Below are 21,909 nucleotides of genomic sequence, written 5' to 3' on the forward strand. Positions count from 1 at the left end.
TCAGCTTAGCTCATTAACCCGCTGCCACCACATACTCGCTTCCGGCTGCGGCAGACCATGAAACCAGTCCGTCCCTGTATTCTAGGTCATCTACTTTAACGCCGTTCTCCGTTACGACAAGCGGAACGTTTGCCTGAACGACGCAGGCAGCTGCCGCATTCGAACGGATGCGCGCCTCCTCCAGCTTCCCGTGCGACCAGCGGATATCAAGCTCGAATCCGCCTCTCGCACGCAGGCCCGTGATCTCGCCCTCTGCCCATGCAGCAGGCAATGCCGGCAGCAAGTGAATGCTTCCTGCATGACATTGAAGCAGCATTTCCGTCATGCCTGCCGCCCCGCCGAAATTACCGTCAATTTGGAAAGGCGGATGATTGTCGAACAGATTCGGCAGCGTCGAATGTCCCAGCAGCGCTTGGATGTTCTCGTACGCCTTCTCGCCATCCTCAAGCCTTGCCCAGAAGTTAATAATCCAAGCCCGGCTCCAACCCGTATGACCGCCGCCTCTTGCCAGCCTGCGATCAAGCGTCACCCTGGATGCGGCCGCCCATTCCGGTGTCCCTCTCACCGTAAACCGCTTGCCGGGATGAAGCGCAAACAAATGCGAAATATGGCGGTGACCCGGCTCAGCTTCCTCGTAATCGTCCATCCACTCCTGGATTTGACCGTGCTTGCCAATCGCCGGCTCCGGCAAACGTGCGCGTAATTGCCGCCACTGCTGCTGCTCCGATTGCTCCTTGCCGAGCGCTTTCGCCGCATCTGCGCAGGCCGTGAACAATTCGTATAAAATTTGGCTGTCCATTGACGCTCCGACACATAATGTGCCTGATTCGCCGCTTGGCAGCAAATACGTATTTTCCGGAGACACGGAAGGATTCACGACAAGCAGACCCTCTTCCGTCTCCGTCAGGAAATCCGCGAAAAATTGCGCTGACTCCTTCAAGGTCGGATAGACCCGCTCGAGAAACGCAAGATCAAGCCCGTACTCGTAGTGCTCCCACAAATGCAGGCAAAGCCACGCAGCGCCCATCGTCCAATAAGATGCCGGCAAATAAATGTCCTGCGGCGCCGTATCCCCCCAAATATCGGTATTATGATGGGCAACGAAGCCTCCGCAATTATACATCGCTCTCGCGGTTACTCTGCCGGGCTCCCGCATCCGTTCAATCAGATCGAACAAGGGCTCGTGGCATTCAGCCAGATTGCCCGCCTCTGCCGGCCAATAATTCATTTGCGCATTAATATTTATCGTATATTTGCTATCCCATGGCGGAAGCATCTGCTCGTTCCATATTCCCTGCAGATTGGCAGGCAGCGAGCCCGGCCGGCTGCTTGATATGAGCAAATAACGGCCATATTGATAATATAGCGCCATCAGTCCATTGTCCTGCTTGCCTTCTTGAACGCGCTTCAACCGCTCATCCGTCGGATCATTCACTTGTGACGCATCATCAGCAGCCGTTAAGCGAAGCTTCACGCGCTCCGAAAGCGCAGTGAAATCCCGGACATGACGCGTTTTCAGCGTCTCATAATCGGCTTTAGCTGCTTTCGCACCCGTGCTAACAACATAAGCCTCAGGATCGGAATGGCGAAACGATGTGGCAGCCGTCAACAGCAGCGTCACGCTGTCTGCTCCCTCTACGACGAGATGCTCGCCAATAATCGTCACTGAGCCGCCGTCCGCAACCGCACGCACAGCCGTCCGAAAATCCGAGCCGCCCGAGCCGCCGCACTCGCCGCGCATCAAGATCGTGCTCTCGTCAGCCTTTACCAATTCATCGTAGTAACGATTGCTTCCGCGCAGCAAACGGGCTGCGAAGCTGATGCTTCCCGGCTTATCGGCTGTCAGCCTCGTAACGAGTGCCTCATCCGGAAAGCTTGCAAACGTTTCTCGGCTAAAGGTTGTCCCCCCTTTGCTGTACCTAACAGTCGCAAGTCCGCTTAATAGATCAAGCTCCCTTGTATAAGCAATTGCTTCGCTATCGTTGTCGTATAGGAATACAAGCTGCAAATCGCCAAGCGGCATGTAATGGCGCTGAGTCTCCGGAACGCCGGAGAGAGCCATGGCCGATAAAGTATGCGCTTCGCGCAGACGTCCTTCCTTCAGCAGCGAGCGTATTTGCTCCAAATGAGGCAGCGCATCCGGATTATTGCGGTCTCGCGGACCGCCATACCACACGCTGTCTTCATTTAGCGCAATCCGCTCGCGCTGTGTGTCTCCGAACACCATCCCGCCAAGCTTTCCGTTGCCCACGGGCAGCGCTTCCTCCCACACCGAGGCCGGCTGTTTGTACCAAATACGATCTTCTGCATGCAAAGTCATCTTCTACTCCCCAATTCCGGCGTTAGCCTTTTTTTTGAACGGTCAATCTATTACTATGAAAGGAGATATTACAAAAATCTTTTGGATGCAGGTGCCCCCACATGATGAACGGTAGCGAACAACACGCCTTATCCGATTTGCTGCAATCGCTTCAAATTGAGCTGTTAATTGCGCTTCGGACTCAAGTATCCAGCAGCTGGGGCGAAACGAATTCCATACCCGAGTATAATAAGCTTTATTTTATTTGCGAAGGTGAGGGATGGATTCGAATTGGCGATAACGACTATTATCCGCAGCCCGGCCAGCTGTTTCTTACGCCCGCTCACACGACAGTATCCTTTTCCGCGCTGAGCGGCCGGCCTTACTTGAAATACTGGTGCCATTTCAACATTACTGCTGGACCGTTCGATCTCTTTCAATGGATCGGCGTCCCGCTCTGCATCGATGTAGACGATTCTGAGCAGATGACGCGTCTGTTCCAGGAGATGATCAGCTGGCACCAAAAGGACACGATCGTTGCCCGGCTTCGCGAGAAAGCGATCTTGCTTGAAATCGTAAGCGAATTTTTAAGCTGCGCCCCAGTTCGCGTGCTTCAGCACCGTTCTGAGGAAATGAACCGTCTGGGCATCATTCAGCATTTTGTGGACAGCCGTCTGCATATGGCGATCAGCATAGACCAGATGGCTGAAGCCGTTCATCTTCACCCGAACTACTTTATCTCCTATTTCAAAAAGCATTTCGGGGTGCCGCCGTTAAAGTACGTTAACCGTAAACGCGCCGACCGCGCCAAGCAGCTGCTGACCGCAACACCGCTGAGCATCAAGGAGATAGCGGATCAAACCGGCTTTAAGGAAACGACTCATTTCACGAAATTTTTCCGTAAAGAAACGAATTTGACGCCAACCGAATATCGCGCTGCCTATGCGCTAACGTAACTCTCATGAGCGCTATCCCGATTATAATAGCGCTTTCCTTGCAGCGCGATGGATGAAACTAAGATTAACATGCCAAAAACTAATGAATCCGGCTCGGCCATTTTTTATGAATAGCATTTTTTTAAGATATTATGGTGTTTTTTTAATAACTTGTCTTTTGGGCAACCGGAGAAGGGGCAATATGAGTTACACTTACGTATAGTCGTTCAAACGAAACGATTATCCCTTTTTTCTGGAGGCTTATTATGACCATCCATACTTACCCTGAACTGAAAGGCATTCCGCTTTGCAGCGATTTTTCCGTTCGTATTCGTAATCCCGAAGGGCAGTGGACCGCGCTCCAAACGTTTGAAGTAAACGTGGACATGCATGACGTCCGGCAAGCATCGCTCGCTTCCTTCGATATGGACGGAACCGTCGAGGTAGAAGTTACCTACCACGGAGGCAGCATCGATTCGGCCGTTATCCGTCCGCTGTCCTATAACCTCTCATTCCATCAGGCCGGTAACACGATCCGTTTTCTGCTTGACTGCCCGCGCAAGCTTTCGATTGAAATCAACGGTGAACGGTTTAATAATTTGCACTTATTCGCGAACCCCCTTGAGCAGGACGCTCCGAATCCGGAGGATCGTAAGGTGCTGGTTGTGAAGCCCGGCATTCATCGGACCGAGCATCTGCTGCGGCCGCTGACGACTCCGTCACAAGAAACGGGAGCGGAGCCGGACATCCTCTATTTCCTGCCGGGCGTCCATTATATTGAGGAGACACTGCTGCGCATACCGTCCGGCAAAACCGTCTATATCGCGGGCGGTGCGGCCGTAGCGGGCTCTATGGTGTGCGAAAATGTGGAGAACGTGACCATTCGCGGGCGCGGCATGCTTTACCTCGCTGATTTCCACCGCTTCTCCGCATTCCGCGGCGTTCGCATTCTTTTCTCCAGCCATATCGAGGTAGAGGGAATCACGACCGTGAATCCCCCGCATTACAGCATCTATATCGGCAAATCGGAACATATCCGAATCCGCAACTTTAAATCATTCAGCTGCAAAGGCTGGAGCGACGGCATCGACATGATGGCCAGCTCCCATATCGATATCGATGACAGCTTTCTTCGAACCTCCGATGATTGTATCGCCATTTACGGCAGCCGCTGGGACTATTATGGAGATTCACGCAATGTAACGGTCCGTAATTCGAGCTTCTGGGCCGATGTTGCGCATCCTCTCATGATCGGAACGCACGGCGATTATTATCATAACGGAGATACGATTGAGGACATCCGCTTCGAGAACATCGACATTCTCGAGCATCACGAGCCGCAGCCGAATTATCAGGGCGCCATGACGATCAACGCAGGCGATCTTAATACCGTTCGGAACGTCACCTATGACAATATCCGCATCGAGCATTTCGAGCTTGGCCGCCTGTTCGATATCCGGGTCGTCTGGAACAAGGATTACAACCCCGTACCCGGCAATCGTATCGAAAATATTGTTTTACAAAATATTGTTTACAATGGCCAAAACGCAAACCCGTCGCGCATTCACGGCTTTAGCGGGGAACGTCCGGTAGTCGGCATCACCATACGCAATATGAAAGTTAACGGACAATTGGTCACGGACGCTGCGCATCCATCCTTGGATATTAACGAATTCGCCCAGCAGATAGCCATTCATTAATCAAATCCATTTCATTCAAGCTTTGTACTGTGCTAACGAACGAACCGGTCAAGAGAGATCCTTGACCGGTTCGTTTTTTCATCTATGCACGGGCGAAGAGGCTGCCGCCCTCGAAATAAAAAAAGCCGGCGTTTCGCCCATAACCGAAGGTTATAAAGCGATGCGCCAGCTTTATTTTTAACCGGACTAGCCTTTGATCGCACCTGATGCGATTCCCTTAACGAAATATTTTTGCAGCGATAGAAAGATGATCAGAATCGGCACGATCGACATCGTCGTTCCTGCGAAGATCATATCCCAGCGTGACGAGAACTCGCCTACATAATAGAAGATTTCTACAATCATCGTTTTGGTGTGGCCGGACGGCAGCACCAGCATCGGCATAAGAAAGTCGTTCCAGATGCCTAGTCCGTTCAATACGACGAGGGTTGCCGTACATGGCCCGAGCAGCGGAAATACGATGCGCCAAAATATACCGTATTTCGAACAGCCGTCAATTTCTGCCGAATCCTCGATTTCTCTTGGAATTCCTTTCAGGAAGCTTGTGTACAGCAAACAGCCGAAGCCGACAGAACCCGAAATATAGATAATAACCGGACCAGCCAGATTACCGTATAACCCAAGTATTTTGAGCTCTCTAAACAGTGGAATCATATACGCTTGGAACGGAATCATCATGCCTGCCAAGAAGAATACGAAGACGAATCTTGTCCATTTCGTATCATGGCGTTCGATCGCGTAGCCGGCCATCGGGATGAACAGAATCATGAACAGAATCGATACCGCCGTCAAAATAAGGCTGTTTAATATCGCTTTCGGATACTCGGTTTCCGTCAATAGATATTTGAAGCTTTCCAAATAAACCGACTTCGGAAACGCAATGGCATCCTTCATAATTTCCGCATTGCTCTTAAAGGCTGACATGATATTAAAGAAGATCGGAAAGAAAAACAAGACAGCGAGCAGCAGCGTACATACAAGAATAATAATATCGTTCAAGCGTCTGCGTTGTTGCATGTTACAGCTGCACCTCCCTCTTCCGGAGAAACTTAACTTGAATTACCGTTACGATAAGAATAAGTACAAACAGAAGTTGAGCAAGCGCCGTACCGAAGCCCTGACGCAATTCTCCAAAGCCTACTTTGTAAATGATATAGGTTAATGTCTCGGTTGCGAATCCTGGTCCTCCATCGGTCATTACGGCAATTTGATCGAAAATTTTGAGTGCGCTGATCATGGACAACACGATACATACGGTCATCGCGCCCGCAAGCAGCGGAAACGTAATGTGGCGGAACTGCTGCCAGCGGTTTGCTCCGTCGATGCCCGCCGCTTCCGACAAATCCTGCGGAATGCTTTGAAGTCCTGCCAAGTAAATGATCATGTAGTACCCTGCGGATTTCCACACCGTAGACAAAATGATCGAAATAAGGGCAAAATCGGGATTGCCAAGCCAATCAGCCTTGATTGCTCCTAGACCGACAAGATCAAGCAGCTGATTCAGAACGCCAAAGTTGTAGTTCAAAATAATGGTCCAAACGAAACCCATTACGATGCCGCTAAGCAGGACGGGAAAATAAAAGATGCTTCGGAACACATTGCGGAACCACTTCACTTGATCGACAAGCATGGCGAGCGCCATGGCTACAATATTTTCAAGAATAACGAGAACGACAGCCATTAACAGCGTATTTTTTAAGGCGTTATGGACCCTTTCGCTGTTCCAAATTTCAATAAAGTTATTGAATCCGATAAAACGCACGTCGCTGCTGACTCCGTCCCAAGAGGTGAAGCTGAGATATAAACTGCTTAATGTAGGAATAATGACAAATCCTAAATATAACAAGAAAGACGGCAAGATGAACAAAACCGCATAGGTCTGCCATTTTTTCTTTTTCTTTTTGTTTGCAAGCGGCATTGCCATGGTGCTCTCCTCCTCCTAATGAATCCTGATTGATAGTAAACCTCCGCCGAAGCGGAGGCTTCCCGTATCCGTCGATTTCTATTTACTGCCCGTTTGCTTTCACTTGCGTGTCATATTCAACATCCGCTTTTTTCATGTATTCTGCAACGTCGCCGTTATTAAGGACAAGCTCTTGCATCAATTTGTAGTACCAGTTGCGGAATTGCGGCGGAATGAGATTCTCTCCCCACCAGTTATTGATTGCTAGCGATTTCGTTACGTTAGGATCGGCCATAATTTTCAGCACTTCCTGCATTTGCTCGGTCGATTCGTACGTTACTTCCTCTTTCGTCGAAGGAACGCCGTTTGCGGCTTTCAGGAATTTGGAATATTGGTCTTTGCTGAAGAAGAAACGGATGAACTCGCTCATTGCTGCTGCTTTATCCGCATCCTTCGCCGCTTCAGCGGACAATGTCCAGCCTGCAGGCGACGGCAAACCGATAACGTTAAGCTTGCCTTCTCTGTCCGGCAAAGCATAGAAACCGAAATCAAAGCTTGGATCTGCTTCTTTGATTTGAGTGAACATCCAAGGACCCGAGAACAGCTGTGCCGCTTTACCCGATACAAGAATGGAAGCCGTTTGGTTGTCAGCCGTGCTGAGCCAGCCTTTGTCTACATATTTGGTGAACAATTCTTTAAAGTCCGTCATCGCTTGAACCGGTCCGGCATCCGTGAAGCTAACGGTTTTAGCCGTACGCTTGGAGTTCCAGTCCCCGTCCTTCGAATATACCTGGTCGATCAAAAATTTGTTAAGCCAGAAGCCCATATGGAAAATGTCTTTACCGCCGACTACTAAAGGTGTAATGCCGGTAGCGGCCAATTTTTCTTGCGCTTGAAGGAATTCGTCATATGTTTTCGGAAGCTCCGTAATGCCGGCGTCCGCATATGCTTTTTTGCTGTAAATGATCCCTTGAGGAGCATTCAATGTTAGCGGCGCGTTATATAATTTCCCGTTCACTTGCGGCAATTCTTTGAACAGTTCTGCCAGATCTGCAGGAAGCTCTGCAATTTTACCCGCATTTGCGAACAGCTCCGTGTCGCGCATTTCCACCAGATCCGGGAATTCGCCAACCGCATCTTTCGTTTTCAACCAGTCAAGGTAAGAAGATGTCGTGCCTTCGCTGATGTCTACGATTTTAATATTCGAGTTTGCATCCGTGAAAGCTTTGATGGCATCCGTGATTGCTTTTTTTGTTGCAGGATCTCCAGTCGCGTATCCGATTGTGAAGCTGACCTCTTTCTTCTCTCCGGCAGCAGGCGCCGGGCTTTCCGGTGCCGTTCCTTCGTTTTTGCCGCCTCCATTATTGTTGCCACCGCATGCTGTCAAAACGAGAGCGAATACCATCACGAGAACGAATAGCTGTGTGAACGTTTTTTTCATCATTTGTCTTGAAGCCTCCCCTTATATGTTCTGAGTCCGGGATGAAAGATTCGATGTGCGCGCTATCTGGCGCAACCGCTTTCCCTGTACTTAGATTAACATCGATACTATATCGATAGAATGAACTTTTTTAAGCCGCATATGCGGGTAATTTAAGAACTATGACACGGGCAAATCGGCCTACAAAAGAAAAATGACCGGCAGCCCGGTCATTCTTGTTTTTTCCTTTCCTGACGGTAATCATGCGGCAATTGTCCGTACTGCTTCTTAAACATATCGCTGAAATGACGCGCGTTATTATAACCGACCTTCTCTGCTATTTCATAGACCATTTGATCGGTATGGATGAGCAGCCGAACGGCATGCTTCATTCTAACTTCCGTCACGTACTGTTTAAAATTTTGTTTGGTATGCTTCTTAAAGAAGCTGCTGAAATAATAAGGATTGATGAAGGCTAATCCCGCAACCGACTCAAGCGTTATCTCTTCCGCATAGTGCTCATCGATATACTGCTTCACTTTTGCCATAAGCACCTTATCCTTGTTGCCGGCATCTACATCCAGCATGGAAAAAATTTGCCCGATGGCACGTACGGTCTCGGCTTTCATCACTTCAAAAGTTTCATAAGCGCCCAGCCTGTTTTGCAAATCATGCAAATCAACGCTCTCCGCCGCGAGGGTCACACCCGATTTCGTTAGCTCCTGGATGATGAACAAAATGGATGAAAAACAGGTAGAGACCGCTAAAGTGCGGTTTCCGTATGCCGCTGTCCGTATCGTTTCGAGCAGCTTATTCATCGCTGTTTCCGCTTCCGGCCAGTGATTGGCCGTTAACCCGCTGACGACCGCCATTTGCAAGGCATACAATTCCTTATCGAATGGCGGCTTTGTTTCCAGAGGCTTAAAGAGATGAATGCGGTTCAACCCGACAAAATATTTCAACTGATGCGCCTGCTCTGCTTGGTTGTACGAATGCTCCAGTTCCGTAATGAGTTTCACTGGCCGGCCTATTCCAATTGAAACGCTCAGCTTTAAAAAAGCGCTGATTTTATCCCGGATATCCTGAGCGATGTTCACTGCGGTATGACCCTCTTCATGATTAATTACGAGAACGAATTTCCCGTTTTTATTCATGACCTGCCCATTGCCCGAAGCAACGACAAGCTCTTGAATAATGTTGCCGGCAGCGAACTCAATTAACCGCCGCTCCTTCTCTCTCCAGCGGTCCGAGCTCTCGGTTATGTGGTCGGGTTCCACGATGACAGCGGACAGCAGCGGTCCATGCAGCTCTTCTTCAAGCTGCTTGCAAGCATCCGGATTGGCGGGGAGCGTACCGTCTATAAGACCGAGCAGCCACTCCTGCAGCTCATCGCTTTTGCTTTTTCGTTCAAGATGCTGAAGCTTGCTCTTTCGAACGGTCTGTTCATGCTGCTCCGTTATGAGCGAGATGGCTTTAGCGAGTACATTCTCAAGCTGCTGCTTAACGACAGGCTTCACTAAATAATCAACGGCACCATAGGCGACGGCATCTCTTGCGTAGGAGAACTCCTGATATGCGCTAATAAAAATGATTTTTGTAGGAATGTCTTTGCTTCTCAGTTCCTTGATGATATCAATTCCCGTTCGGTGGGGCATACTAATGTCGCTAAAAACAATTTCTGGCCTGTGCTCCTCAATAAGTTCCATTAATTCATTGCCGTCATATGCTTGTCCAACGATTTCGGTGCCGAACGCTTCCCAATTGATCAGCTTGCGAAGACCTTTAATAATGAGCGGCTCATCATCGGCAAGTACAATTCTTATCAAACTATACGCCCTCCTTTATCGGCAAAATCATATGAACAGAGGTGCCGACATGCTTCCTGCTGTTGACCGTTAATCCATATTCCTTGCCGCAGACGGATTTAATCCGTTCGTGAACATTTTTGATGCCGACATGTTTAGACGGTGCAGCCGGATCTGCAAGCATCTCCTCCAGACGCTGCAGATCCTCTTTCTCCATCCCCACGCCATCGTCATATATCGTTACGGCCAGCTTCTCCTCCGCTACCTCAACCGTAATGCCGACCGTACCTTTTCCCTTTGGACGAACGCCGTGCTGTATCGCATTTTCTACAATGGGCTGCAAAGAAAGCTTCAGAATCGACCAATTCAGCTGTACCTGTTCTGAAATGTCGACCCGGAGCTCGAACCGGTTCTCGTAACGCACCTGAATAATATAGAAATAGTCTTTGAGATGATCAATTTCACTCTGGAGGGGAACCCAGTCCTCCCCATAATCAATGACATATTTGAGCTGATTGGACAAAGACAGAATCATGTCTCCTACTTCATCCACATCATTATGCACGGCATTCATCCGGATCACTTCAAGCGTATTGTACAAATAGTGAGGCCGGATTTGGCTTTTTAAAGCGTTTAGCTCCGCCTGCTTCTGTTTAATTTCCGCCACATAAGCTTCATTAATGAAAATTTGCAAATGCTCTACCATCCGATTAAAGCCATGTCCGAGACGTCCCATCTCGTCATTCCCTTTAATTTCAACCTTTGCGTCGAGATTACCCGATTCCACCTTGATCATTTGTTTAATGAGGCGGCTGATCGGCTCCGCTAATTTGCGCGAGAACCAGCCGCCCATCACGATTAGCACAATGGCTGAGATGGCAATCGCCCAATAAACGGCAAATCTGGTCGTGTCGAGCTGCTCGTAAAGATTTTTTTTCTCGAATAATGCAACGATCCGGCCGTTCAAGAATGAAACCGGATCATTCATTACGAGCATCTCCTCGTTGGAATCCATCAAGACGTCTTTCTTCGCGCCTACCCTATTTAAATTGCTGAAATAAATATTATCCGCTTCGTCCAGCACATAGAACTCATCGTTTTCACCTAGGCGCAGCTCCTTAAAAAACTGGTCAAATACAGCCACGTCAACGTCGAAGAACAGTGTTCCGATCACTTTAGGCTTGCTCGTCAGCGTTCCGGAAATATCAATTAAATTCCGGCCAATCGTGATGACCGATTTATCAGAACCGTAATAGTAGTTTTCGGGATGCAGCGGAAATGAAACGACCCGGTTCGGCTCCTTGCCGAGCGGCTCCAGCCATTTCTCGACCGGAAGCTCCTCGGGCTTAAAAGCGAGATTCTCCTTCGCCTGATAATAAAGCTTGCCATCCATCGTCCTTACGAAATAAGTGCTTCTAATAAAGGAATCGCTGTGGAGAATCGTTTTCAAAAAACCGTTGATCGGTACGGAATTAATTTGCTCCAGCTCATTTACATTGCGGGTTTGATTATTTTTAGAGCTTTCATAAATGGCATCGTACCGTCCCGTATACATGAGCTTTGATATTTCATCATATTCCTTGAACACCGAATTCAAATTATAGCTCATGTACAAAATCATTTGCTGCAAATTGTTGGATGTATACCGCTCAACATGGCCCGTAAATGTCCGCACCGAAAAGAAGCTGAGTGCAAGCAATGGAATAAGTCCTACAAGAATGAACGCCGCCGAAAATTTGACGAACATGCTGCGCCATTTTTGCTGCCATCCGTTTAACATAAGCCTGCCCCCTTTCTATAACTTTAACATAGCCATTTCCGTCCCAGTCTCATTTTTTTAAGCAATAATATCAGTTTTTTAAACTTCTTTCCGATCTGCTGCTCCAATGTTTATTATAGTGGTTTTCTCTCAGTCCATCTATTCAGGCCGGTTTCTTGTATATCCAAGTACGGGTTATATTGACCAAGCTGCTCTCTGCTCTTTACTAGATGCTTCTCTCCAACCATTAGTTCGATTTCGGATACTTAAATGCTGCGTTCACTCAACAGTTTGCACATTAGTTCGATTTTGGATGCTTATTCTCGCCCTTTCGAACATTCCGCGCAAAAAACGTCATTTAGCTGCACAAAATCGACCTAATCAACTTTATTTCAAGCGAAAGCTTGAATTAGTTCGACCAAATCGACTTAAACGAACAGCTCCCCTTCCTACATGCCGCCGCAAAAAGCAGCATAAAAACGGCGCCCAAACGCCGGGCTCCATTTCACAGCCAGGCATTGAGACACCGTTTTTTTTTTAAAAGATATGATTGCGTTTTATTTGCCTTGATTTGCACCGGTTGCTGCGGCCGTCCAAAAGTTGTTACACATCGTTAATCGGACTTTTTTTGTTACGGACAAATCAAAAGGTTAACCAATCGAATAAGACAAATAATCAAAATCCGCATGCTTCTTCGTACCGTTTATGTCCTGCGCGCATAAGCCGATCATGGCGCCGGTGAAACCAAGCTTGCCGCCGTATTCGTCTGACAGCACGCCCATATCCAGCTCCCCGCCAACCGTTTGCCACCGCTCGCCGTCAGGGGATGCATAGAACTGAAGCGCTTGCTCCTTGACGATTGCCCGCAAATAATAGGTCGGCCAGCCTTCAACGTCAAGCTCTCCGGCCCTGGCTTCCTGATACTTCCCGCTCTTCGAGAACACGACACCAAGCTTAAGTCCTCTCTCTCCGTCCCGTGTGACTCTTAAATAATAATAATCCAGCTCGTCGTAGTAGAAGACAAGCCCCGCCATTTGCATGAAATGCTCCGGCTCGTAATCCATACGCGTCTCCACGGTACAGTTAAAATGCTGAAGCCGGCGCGCAACCATGCTTTGGCAATGCCACGAATTCAGCGATTCCCGGCCTCGAAGGCGCAGATAGCCCGGACGTTCGCTAAGGCTAAGCCATGACTCCTCCGCTGGAACGCGAAGCGTATGGTATTGAAGCCCTAAAGCCGGTGCGTCAAAATCATCCTTCGCCGGCTGCGCGGGGAACGGATGCGGCGCCAGATCCGGCGCCGGCGCCGTCAGGGCCGGAAGCCTTCCGTCATGCGCCAGCCTGAGCCAGCCGTCCTCCGTCCATACGCAGCGCTGAATCGACGTTTCTCTGCCGAGCGGATTAAGCTTCGTTCCCGCGAACGGACGGCTGCAAATATGCGTCATGTACCATTCGCCCGTTTGCGTTTCTACTACCATGCCGTGACCCGCATTTTGCAGCGGATAGTCCGGAGCGCCGCGCGTCGTCATGATCGGATAATCCGGATCCGTTTCATAAGGACCTTCCAAATGACGCGAGCGGGCCAGCGTAGCCGCATGATTGATGCCTGTTCCGCCTTCTGCCACCAGCAAATAATAATAGCCGCCGCGCTTAAATATCTGAGGTCCCTCGGTTACGCCGATGTCCGTGCCTTTATAGATGGTTTTAACCGGACCGACAAGGCGCTGCTCCGCCGGATCATATTGCTGTAAAACAATGCCGCCGAAACGGGAATGGTTGTCCCGGAAATCCCACTGCATATTTAGCAGCCACTTCGTTCCGTCCGTATCGTGAAATAAATAAGGATCAAAGCCGCTGCCGTTCAAGTAAACGGGCTCGGACCAAGGTCCGTTGATGTTCTCCGCCGTCACCAAATAATTGTGCAAATCCTTGTAGACACCTTTCCGTGCCTTTACATCCGTAAATAATAAATAGAAAAGCCCGTTATCGTATGAGAGCGCGGGCGCCCAAACGCCTCCCGAGCTCGGATTGCCTCTCAAATCCACTTGCGACGTGCGCGTCAATGCATGTGGAAGCAGCTCCCAATTCGCCAAATCCTTCGAGTGATAGAGCTGAACGCCCGGAAACCATTCGAAGGTTGATGTCGCAATATAATAATCCTCGCCGACACGCAGAAAGGATGCATCGGGATTAAAGCCGGGTAAAATCGGATTGTTTATAAACAAGTTGTGTTGCCTCCTTTATGTTTGGAAATGCTACCAGTACAGCCGCCAGTCCTTGGATATCCTTACGAGCGCCTCAAAGTAATAATAATCGCCCCAAATATTGCATTCATCGATGCCCATTCCGCGCGGTTTGTTGTATACGCCGTGCAGAAGAATGCCGTTTGATTCCGGAGCGGAAGCCGCCGTATAATTTTCGCTTAATGCTTTTAAAGTATGGAGCGCCGCATTTTCGTAAATTCGCTTGTAAGGATCCAGCACAGGCAGATGCTTCGCAAGCTCAAGAAGGCCGCAAGCCGCTACCGCTCCGGTAGAGGTGTCGCGCTCCTGCTCCGTCCCTTCTTGGAATATCAGATCCCAATAAGCGACAAGATCATCCGGAAGACGGTTTAAATAGTAGTTGATGAGCTTCTTTGTCAGGTCAAGCAGCGATTCATCCCCCGTATAAATATAGCTGAGCGGAAAACCGTATATTCCCCAAGCCTGACCGCGCGCCCAGCAGGAATCGTCGGCATAACCCTGATGCGTGCGTCCGAATTTCGGACCGCCGCTGTTCACGTCCATATAGAAGGTATGGAAGGTCGAGGCATCCTCGCGCACGATATAGCGTGCCGCATGTACGATATGCTTGGCTGCGGCCTCCGCATATGCCGGGTTGCCCGTAACCTCGGAAGCCCAATAAAGGAGAGGCAAATTCAAATTGCAATCAATGATCATTCGCCCCTGCTGCTCAGGATCATCAAGCGCTCCCCATGCCTGCACGATGCCTGCTTTCTCAAAATAACGCTCCATGAGTAAGTCGGCAGCAAGCAGGGCAACCCGCTTCGCCTCCTCATTGCCCGTTAATTTATAAGCAGCCACGCAGGATAGCGAATACAGAAATCCGAGATCATGCGTATCGGTGTACAGCCTCTGCTCGGCACGCTCCCGATAGCTGCACAGCTGTATCTCCGCGGTTTGGCGGTACTTTTCGTCACCTGTCACCTCGTAGGCAAGCCACAGCATTCCCGTCCAAAAGCCCGAGGTCCATTCGATGTTGCCGATAGCCGGATAGACATTTCCGGTGCTTGCCGCATCGGGAAACTGCTCGGTAAAGGTGTCCAAATTGCGGTCGATTTGGCTGAGAACGAATTGGATCGCTTTCTTTACGTCCGTTTGCTCCCATTGCGGCGGCTGATTAAAAAGCTCCAGGTTATTTATAGGCTCAAAATGAACGTTTGACATGGCTGACTCTCCTTTTTACGTTTTGCTATTTTTCTTCCTATGCACGCCTATATCTCACACTTTCCAGACAGCTTGAAAGCTACATTAATGATGAAGCATCTATTCTCTAAGCAAAAGTGCAGATATTTACGATTGATTATAAATTTTTCGAATAACGTATTTAAAATCAAACGATTTCTTTAAATATTAACTATCGTAGCACGGTCAAAAAAAGAGCGTATGCAGGTTTTTTTAGAATGAAGTGCATTTATTTAATATATTTTTTGGGACCGAGCCGGAAAGGAGAAGATATTCAGGACATAGCTCGTTTGATGCGTAAAAAAAGAGGACCTCTGTGAAATGAGGTCCTCTTTCGATTCGCACATCAGCCTATTGTTGGCTGCCGTTGTAGGGTTGGTTTTCGGATTGATTGCCGCCCTTGCTTTGGTTACCAGATTGATTACCGGGTTGGTTACCGCCAGGGGCTTGATTCTCGGATTGTCCGCCACCTTGGCCTTGATTCTCACCTTGGCCTCCGCTAATTCCTCCGCCTTTGCCTTGGTTCTCGCCTTGGCCTCCGCCTATTCCTCCGCCTTTGCCTTGGTTCTCGCCTTGGCCTCCGCCTATTCCTCCGCCTTTGCCTTGGTTCTCGCCTTGGCCTCCGCCAATTCCTCCGCCTTTACCTTGGTTCTCACCTTGGCCTCCGCCAATTCCTCCGCCTTTACCTTGGTTCTCGGATTGTCCGCCACCTGCTCCTCCGCCTGCTCCGCCACCTGCTCCGCCGCCTGCTCCGCCACCTGCACCGCCGCCTGCTCCTCCGCCTGCTCCTCCGCCTGCTCCGCCACCTGCACCGCCGCCTGCTCCGCCACCTGCACCGCCGCCTGCTCCTCCGCCTGCTCCTCCGCCTGCTCCGCCACCTGCACCGCCGCCTGCTCCGCCACCTGCACCTCCGCCTGCTCCTCCGCCTGCACCGCCGCCTGCTCCGCCACCTGCACCGCCGCCTGCTCCTCCGCCTGCTCCTCCGCCTGCTCCTCCGCCTGCTCCGCCACCTACACCGCCGCCTGCTCCTCCGCCTGCACCGCCGCCTGCTCCTCCGCCTGCTCCTCCGATATTTCCGCCGCCCTTGCCGATTCCCTTCGCTTTGCCTTTCCATTTTGCTTTACTGCGTGCCTTCATCGAGGACTTCAAATCTGAATACGAGTATGCAATCGATTTTAATGTTTTAGCATCTACCGCACCAGTCGGCTTAAGTCCATGCTTTTTCTGAAAATATTTCACGCCTCTAACCGTAGATGCGCCATAGAAGCCGTCAATCGGCCCAGAATAGCTGCCGAGTGATTTCAACATTCCTTGAATGACATATACATCAGGCCCTTTCGCATTTTTACCAATCGCATGCCCCGTATTAGGCATACTAAACATCAACGTAATGGCCAGTAACGCTGCGCCTATGTACCTTGCAGCCAGCCTCCCATACTTATTACGCGTTTCAATTGAATTCACTTCTTTTTTGTACTGTTGCATACAAAATACACCATCCTCTTCGCTTTAAATTTCGAACCCCCATTTACTATCCCCAACTTTTTATTTTCATTCCAAATTATTTCGCAGTACTAAATAGCGGATCGCCTGTTGCGCTCAGCAGCGAAGAAAGAACGGGGTTGTACTATACCTGCTGAAAGTTTGCTGAATCATCGCGCAAACAGGTGCATCTTTTCTGAAAAAGGCCGATAATAAGTTGTATACAGCGAAAGGGGATTTGGACATGACATCCTTTAAGGGGATTAAAATATTGCTCGTTGACGATGAACCGAACATCGTACAGTTTCTGGAGCTGGGACTTATAAATGAAGGATTTGACATTCGGGTCGCTTATGATGGGGAAGCCGCTCTGCAGGAAGCTGCTTCCTTTTCGCCTCATGTCGTCATATTGGACGTCATGATGCCGGGCATGAACGGGTTTGAGGTGTGCGAGGCGCTCAGGGCAACGGGAGACAATATCGCCGTCATCATGCTGACAGCCAAAGATGAGGTCGAGGATCGTGTGAGAGGTTTAACGCTTGGCGCAGACGATTATCTGGTTAAGCCGTTCAGCTTCAGCGAGCTGCTCGCGCGCATTGGGGCAAGGCTTCGCAATCAGTTTCCTAATCTGCTTGGCGAAGTCGTTTATGGGCCGTTTCGCCTCGATGACCGGCGCAAGGAGCTGATTTACTTGGAGCAGGCGCTTGAGCTGTCGCCTACCGAATTCGAGCTGCTCCGGTTCATCATAATGAACAATGGCGTCGTGCTCAGCAAATCGCTTATTTTGGACAAGGTGTGGGGCTATCAATTCGGCGGCGAAGAAAATATTGTTGAAGTATACATCCGCTCGCTCCGGGATAAATTGAACGATAAGGAGCATCGGCTAATTCGTACGCTCCGGGGCGCAGGCTATCGGATGGACTTTCCATGATCAGGCCCCGGCTAGCCGCAATCGCCAGGCTCTTTGCCCCTCGTTCGCTCCGTTACCAGCTATTGAACCGCTCCTTGCTTATTTTAGCCGCCTTGTTCCTGCTCATCGGCGTTTTGCAATATGTCATTATGAAAGATTTTATTTTCAAAAATAAAGCCGAGTCCTTGAACGCGCAAATGATGTCCATGCCAATGGATTGGTTTACAGATCGAACGAATCCCGATATGGGCAATAATCGTCCTGATTCCAATTATCTGAATAGCGATACCGTTCCAGGTGATCGACCGCAAAGAAATCACCGGGATTCGCCCTTGTTTTATCAACCGGGCTTATCCATCGTATTTATCGATCTGAACGGTACCGTAACCGACGTATCGAAGGATACCGAGGCCAATGCTCCGCTCCTATCCGCGGAACAATATGAGCAAATCAGAAATCAGCTTCAGCAGCATAAGCAGGTCGGCTACAAAATAGTAAACAATTCGCAGGGAAAGGAGCAGCTCGTCGTCTACCGGCTCGCAGGTCCGCCTAACAATGCCGAAGGCATCATTCAAGTGAGCACGGAAACGGATTCGCTCAAGCAGCTGCTCATGACCCAGCTCGCTATATTTGCCGGTTTGTCTGTTCTGGCGCTCGCTGCCGGGCTCGCGCTCTATTCGCCTCTGCTCCGCCGCACGCTGAGGCCATTATCCCGAGTCGTGCTGGCCGCTCAGCAAACCGATGCGGGCAGCTTAACGAAGCGAATTCCTGCCAGTCAGGGACAGGAAGAGATTGATCGGTTGTCAGATGCGTTTAACGGAATGCTTGAACGTTTGGATACCTCCTTCGAAACAGAGCGGAAAACGACCGAAAAAATGCGCCGCTTCGTTGCCGATGCCTCGCATGAGCTTCGTACGCCGCTCACGTCCATTCACGGTTTTCTGGAGGTGCTGCTGCGCGGGGCGGCGGCGAATCCCGAGCAGCTCCATCGCGCGCTTAACAGCATGCAGCTTGAATCGAGGCGCATTAACAAGCTTGTAGAGGATTTGCTTGCACTGGCAAAGCTGGATCAAGATCCTCAGCTGCAGCTTGCCGATACCCGGCTTGATGAGCTGCTGCTGGAGATGGAGCCGCAATTGCAGCTGCTTGCCGGCAGCCGAAAGGTAGAGCTTGCGCTTGTCCCTAACGTAAGCGGACGATTCCATGCCGACAAGCTTAAGCAGGTTTTATTAAATTTGTTTCTTAACGCTGTGCAGCATACCGAATCGCAATCGGGCGTGATCAAAATTTCGCTTGCCCGGAAGGTTGACCACGCTGAATTAACTGTTGCCGACAATGGCACCGGCATTGCGGCCGCGCATCTGTCTCATTTGTTCGAGCGCTTTTACCGCAGCGAATCGTCCAGAACGCGAAAAACCGGCGGTGCCGGACTAGGGCTTGCCATTACGAAATCAATTGTGGATGCGCATATGGGGACGATCGAGGTAGAAAGCCAGCCTGGTGAAGGCACGACGTTCCGGATATTACTGCCGGTTAACCTGCCCCGGTAAGCAATCCATTCCGGTAAGAAATGACTGACCCGTCATTTCTTTTGCAGCGCGAACCTAATGAATAGCGAAACCATTCTTCTCTACTTCCACCCCCAACTATAAAAAAACAAGCCGGATGAGTATTAGTGCTTCAGCACAAACTCATCCAGCTCCATGCCGTCCACGTCATAAGCCTGATATGTTAACGTATCCCCGCTGACCGCAATACCCGCGAACATTTGCTTCCCGTTTTGAAAATGTACCTTATGATAAAACTTATCTTCCTTTTTCTCATTAAATTTTGGGCCGGCAGTGTTAGTTACCACGTAAACGGTGCCCTCCCGGTTTTCAACGGCAGCCACGCCGTCCCCGACAACCCTGCCATCCCGCAGCGGATAAGTGCGCGAGTATTCATGGTTATGGCCCTGCAGCACCAAATCAACCTCAAACTCATCGAATACTTCGGTCCAATCCTTTACCCTCTTATTCGTATTACCTCCATAAGGGCCCTGATGCATAGCGACGATTTTCCAAGGCTTACCGGTACTTTGGAGATCGCTCCTCAGCCACTCCGTCTGCTCCTTTATACCCGATTCCGAATTCAAAAATACGAAATGGACGGGACCGTAATCAAACGAATAGCTGGTGCCCGGAATGGTGCCTGCCGCGCCGTTATCCGGTACGTTGAAATGAGAAACGAAACGCTCCGCATCTCCATTCACCTCATCATGATTGCCGGTAACCGGCATAAGGGGAGCCTTCATGACCCACTTGCGGGCTTTTTCGAATAAATAGGTCCATGCCTGTTCATCCTCAGGTTCCTCCGTGAAGTCGCCGTTATGAACAATGAACGAGGCAGCCGGAAACGCCGCGAATGCTTTGTCCAATGTATGGCCCCATAGCGAAAAATCCTGCTCGGTTACGCCTTGCGAATCCGTGACATTAATGAATGTAACCGCATCTTGGTGAGCCGCCTCCGTCTTAAATGCAGCGGCATCGCTCCAGCCCTTCTCTTCCCCGCTTCCTACCCGGTAAGTATAAGTCGTTCCCGGCTCAAGCCCGTTTGCCTCTGCTTTGTGAACGGCCTGCTTAGCGCCCTCCCCGATTTCAATCACTGATGTCGTGCCTTTAAAGGTCATCACTTGCCCATCCTCCCAGCTTTTCTCCGCATCTCCTTTCATAATCTGAACGATTGCTTCAGCTTGCAGATCCGCGCTATGCCAAGTAAAAACGCGGCTTGTCATCGGGTCGCCCTTGAAATTGGTCACGACCGCTGACGGCTTATTCGACTTTTCGTTCTTCAGCAGCTCCATTCCAACGGCACCCGCGATTAATAGTGCGCAGCAAACGAGGAGCACTATCATTTCTTTGCTTATTTTCAAACTTATCGCGCTCCTTCTTCTAATCTGTAGTATTAGAATGCCATTGATTCAACTACGTGTATAATTATCGGTCATCCAATTTCCAGGTTAGTCGATGAAGACTAATACAGTCAATAATTCGGCATCGTCGGTCAAACGAATGGCGACTGCGCATTTACAGTTCTAATTTGGACATGTGTATAAAATTATTACATCAAGAACTTAATAATCATACGGCATGCATTAGAAGATTAGGGCTTTATGAAGAAAAATTTCCTTATGCTTTCTCTTAAGGTGCTAATCCGAACTTCAAGGCTTGTGACCACCTCATTTTCAACTTGACATCACTAGAAATATCTAGTATGTTCAATGAATAAAACATACTAAATCCATAGGAAAAGATGGTGATATACATTAAATAAACGTCAATTAAAAATTTGCTAGCTTTAGCCGGAACGTAACATGCGTCCGGCGGGCTGACCAGATAACTGGAGGCTGAGGATTCGTTCCCTGGTCTTTTTTTGTTGTATTTTTTCAGTCGGGAAGATCAGACAACGGATAACGGATTTGAGGGAGTTAAATTGAATGAAAGCGAGGAACAGTAATGAAAAGTTTAAAGCTTAAATTCTACAGATTGCCCCTTACTCTGTTTTTAGTACTTATACTATTCTCGACCATCTTCTTCACGACAATTAGAACCGACGCCACGACGGCGTCCGCTGCGACGAAACCGCCCAACATTGTCTATATCCTGACAGACGATCTCAACTGGGAGGTGTTCAATAAGGACGCCGGGCTTCAGACGCTTTTGACCAGTAAAGGGATCAAGTTTGACAATAATTTGGTCAGCCTGTCTCTATGCTGCCCGTCCCGCGTTGCGTCACTGAGGGGCCAGTTTGCGCACAACACCGGCATCTTTACGAATGACGCAGCCTCCGGAGGAGGATTCCAAACGGTTTACAACAAAGGGTTGGAGAATTCAACTTATGCAACGTGGCTTCAAGCCGCAGGATATAGAACAGCGTTCTTTGGCAAGTACCTGAACGGATACCCGAACGGGGCGCCTTCGAAAACGTATATACCGCCAGGCTGGACCAAATGGATCAGCCCGAACGGGGGGAGTCCTTATTCGCAGTACAACTATACGCTTAACGATAACGGTACGACTGTTTCCTACGGCAGCGCGCCTTCGGACTATCTTGAAGATGTATTAAAGAACAAGGCGGTAACTTTCATTAATAACACCACTGCCAATTATCCGGATAAACCATTTTTTGTTCAAATCTCTACCTATGCTCCTCATGGTCCTGCTACGCCGCCGCCGCGCTACGAAAATTATTAT

General features: G+C 49.5%; 15 protein-coding genes. 5 read left to right on the forward strand and 10 right to left on the reverse strand.

What is annotated here, in order from left to right; genetic code table 11:
• Positions 1–13: 13 nt before the first annotated feature.
• A complete protein-coding gene (locus tag AC0YNZ_RS22425; protein ID WP_475828721.1) occupies positions 14–2,320 on the reverse strand; it encodes a glycoside hydrolase family 95 protein in 2,307 nt (768 codons plus the stop codon).
• Positions 2,321–2,421: 101 nt separating this feature from the next.
• Here AC0YNZ_RS22425 and AC0YNZ_RS22430 point away from each other — a divergent pair, with 101 nt between their 5' ends.
• Entirely contained in the window at positions 2,422–3,255 is an 834-nt protein-coding gene (locus AC0YNZ_RS22430; RefSeq protein WP_475828722.1) for a helix-turn-helix domain-containing protein, read from the forward strand.
• 245 nt (positions 3,256–3,500) lie between these two features.
• On the forward strand, positions 3,501–4,934 hold the full coding sequence (locus AC0YNZ_RS22435) for a glycosyl hydrolase family 28 protein (RefSeq protein ID WP_475828723.1): 1,434 nt from the start codon (positions 3,501–3,503) through the stop codon (positions 4,932–4,934).
• Positions 4,935–5,120: 186 nt separating this feature from the next.
• Here the strand turns inward: AC0YNZ_RS22435 and AC0YNZ_RS22440 are convergent, their stop codons facing one another.
• From AC0YNZ_RS22440 to AC0YNZ_RS22475, 8 genes are all read right to left on the reverse strand, one after another.
• Positions 5,121–5,951 (reverse strand): carbohydrate ABC transporter permease, encoded by an 831-nt coding sequence (locus tag AC0YNZ_RS22440; RefSeq protein ID WP_475828724.1) that lies wholly within the window; start codon positions 5,949–5,951, stop codon positions 5,121–5,123.
• Between the two features lies 1 nt (position 5,952).
• A complete protein-coding gene (locus tag AC0YNZ_RS22445) occupies positions 5,953–6,858 on the reverse strand; it encodes a carbohydrate ABC transporter permease (protein WP_475828725.1) in 906 nt (301 codons plus the stop codon).
• Positions 6,859–6,940: 82 nt separating this feature from the next.
• Positions 6,941–8,281: an ABC transporter substrate-binding protein gene (locus AC0YNZ_RS22450; protein WP_475828726.1), complete on the reverse strand. Its 1,341-nt coding sequence runs from the start codon at positions 8,279–8,281 to the stop codon at positions 6,941–6,943.
• A 206-nt stretch (positions 8,282–8,487) separates the two neighbouring features.
• The gene (locus tag AC0YNZ_RS22455) at positions 8,488–10,083 is read right to left on the reverse strand and encodes a response regulator (protein WP_475828727.1); all 1,596 of its coding nucleotides are present in this window, start codon (positions 10,081–10,083) and stop codon (positions 8,488–8,490) included.
• Position 10,084: 1 nt separating this feature from the next.
• Entirely contained in the window at positions 10,085–11,842 is a 1,758-nt protein-coding gene (locus tag AC0YNZ_RS22460; protein WP_475828728.1) for a cache domain-containing sensor histidine kinase, read from the reverse strand.
• A 629-nt stretch (positions 11,843–12,471) separates the two neighbouring features.
• Positions 12,472–14,046, reverse strand: a complete 1,575-nt coding sequence (locus tag AC0YNZ_RS22465) for a glycoside hydrolase family 43 protein (protein WP_475828729.1) — start codon at positions 14,044–14,046, stop codon at positions 12,472–12,474.
• Positions 14,047–14,076: 30 nt separating this feature from the next.
• Entirely contained in the window at positions 14,077–15,267 is a 1,191-nt protein-coding gene (locus tag AC0YNZ_RS22470) for a glycoside hydrolase family 88 protein (protein WP_475828730.1), read from the reverse strand.
• A 369-nt stretch (positions 15,268–15,636) separates the two neighbouring features.
• Positions 15,637–16,770, reverse strand: coding sequence for a peptidoglycan-binding domain-containing protein (locus AC0YNZ_RS22475; protein WP_475828731.1), 1,134 nt, complete (start codon positions 16,768–16,770; stop codon positions 15,637–15,639).
• Between the two features lie 241 nt (positions 16,771–17,011).
• Here AC0YNZ_RS22475 and AC0YNZ_RS22480 point away from each other — a divergent pair, with 241 nt between their 5' ends.
• Together AC0YNZ_RS22480 and AC0YNZ_RS22485 are read left to right on the forward strand one after the other, a co-directional pair.
• Positions 17,012–17,698: a response regulator transcription factor gene (locus tag AC0YNZ_RS22480; protein WP_475828732.1), complete on the forward strand. Its 687-nt coding sequence runs from the start codon at positions 17,012–17,014 to the stop codon at positions 17,696–17,698.
• Positions 17,695–19,227, forward strand: coding sequence for a sensor histidine kinase (locus AC0YNZ_RS22485; RefSeq protein WP_475828733.1), 1,533 nt, complete (start codon positions 17,695–17,697; stop codon positions 19,225–19,227). Before AC0YNZ_RS22480 ends, AC0YNZ_RS22485 begins: the two co-directional genes overlap by 4 nt.
• A gap of 122 nt (positions 19,228–19,349) precedes the next feature.
• Here AC0YNZ_RS22485 and AC0YNZ_RS22490 read toward each other — a convergent pair whose 3' ends face one another.
• Positions 19,350–20,588, reverse strand: coding sequence for a purple acid phosphatase family protein (locus AC0YNZ_RS22490; RefSeq protein ID WP_475828734.1), 1,239 nt, complete (start codon positions 20,586–20,588; stop codon positions 19,350–19,352).
• A 583-nt stretch (positions 20,589–21,171) separates the two neighbouring features.
• On the opposite strand from AC0YNZ_RS22490, the gene AC0YNZ_RS22495 reads away from it, so the two are divergent.
• A partial coding sequence (locus AC0YNZ_RS22495; protein WP_475828735.1) for a sulfatase-like hydrolase/transferase occupies positions 21,172–21,909 on the forward strand: 738 nt, incomplete at its 3' end.

The organism is Paenibacillus sp. J2L1-98 (assembly GCF_056269405.1).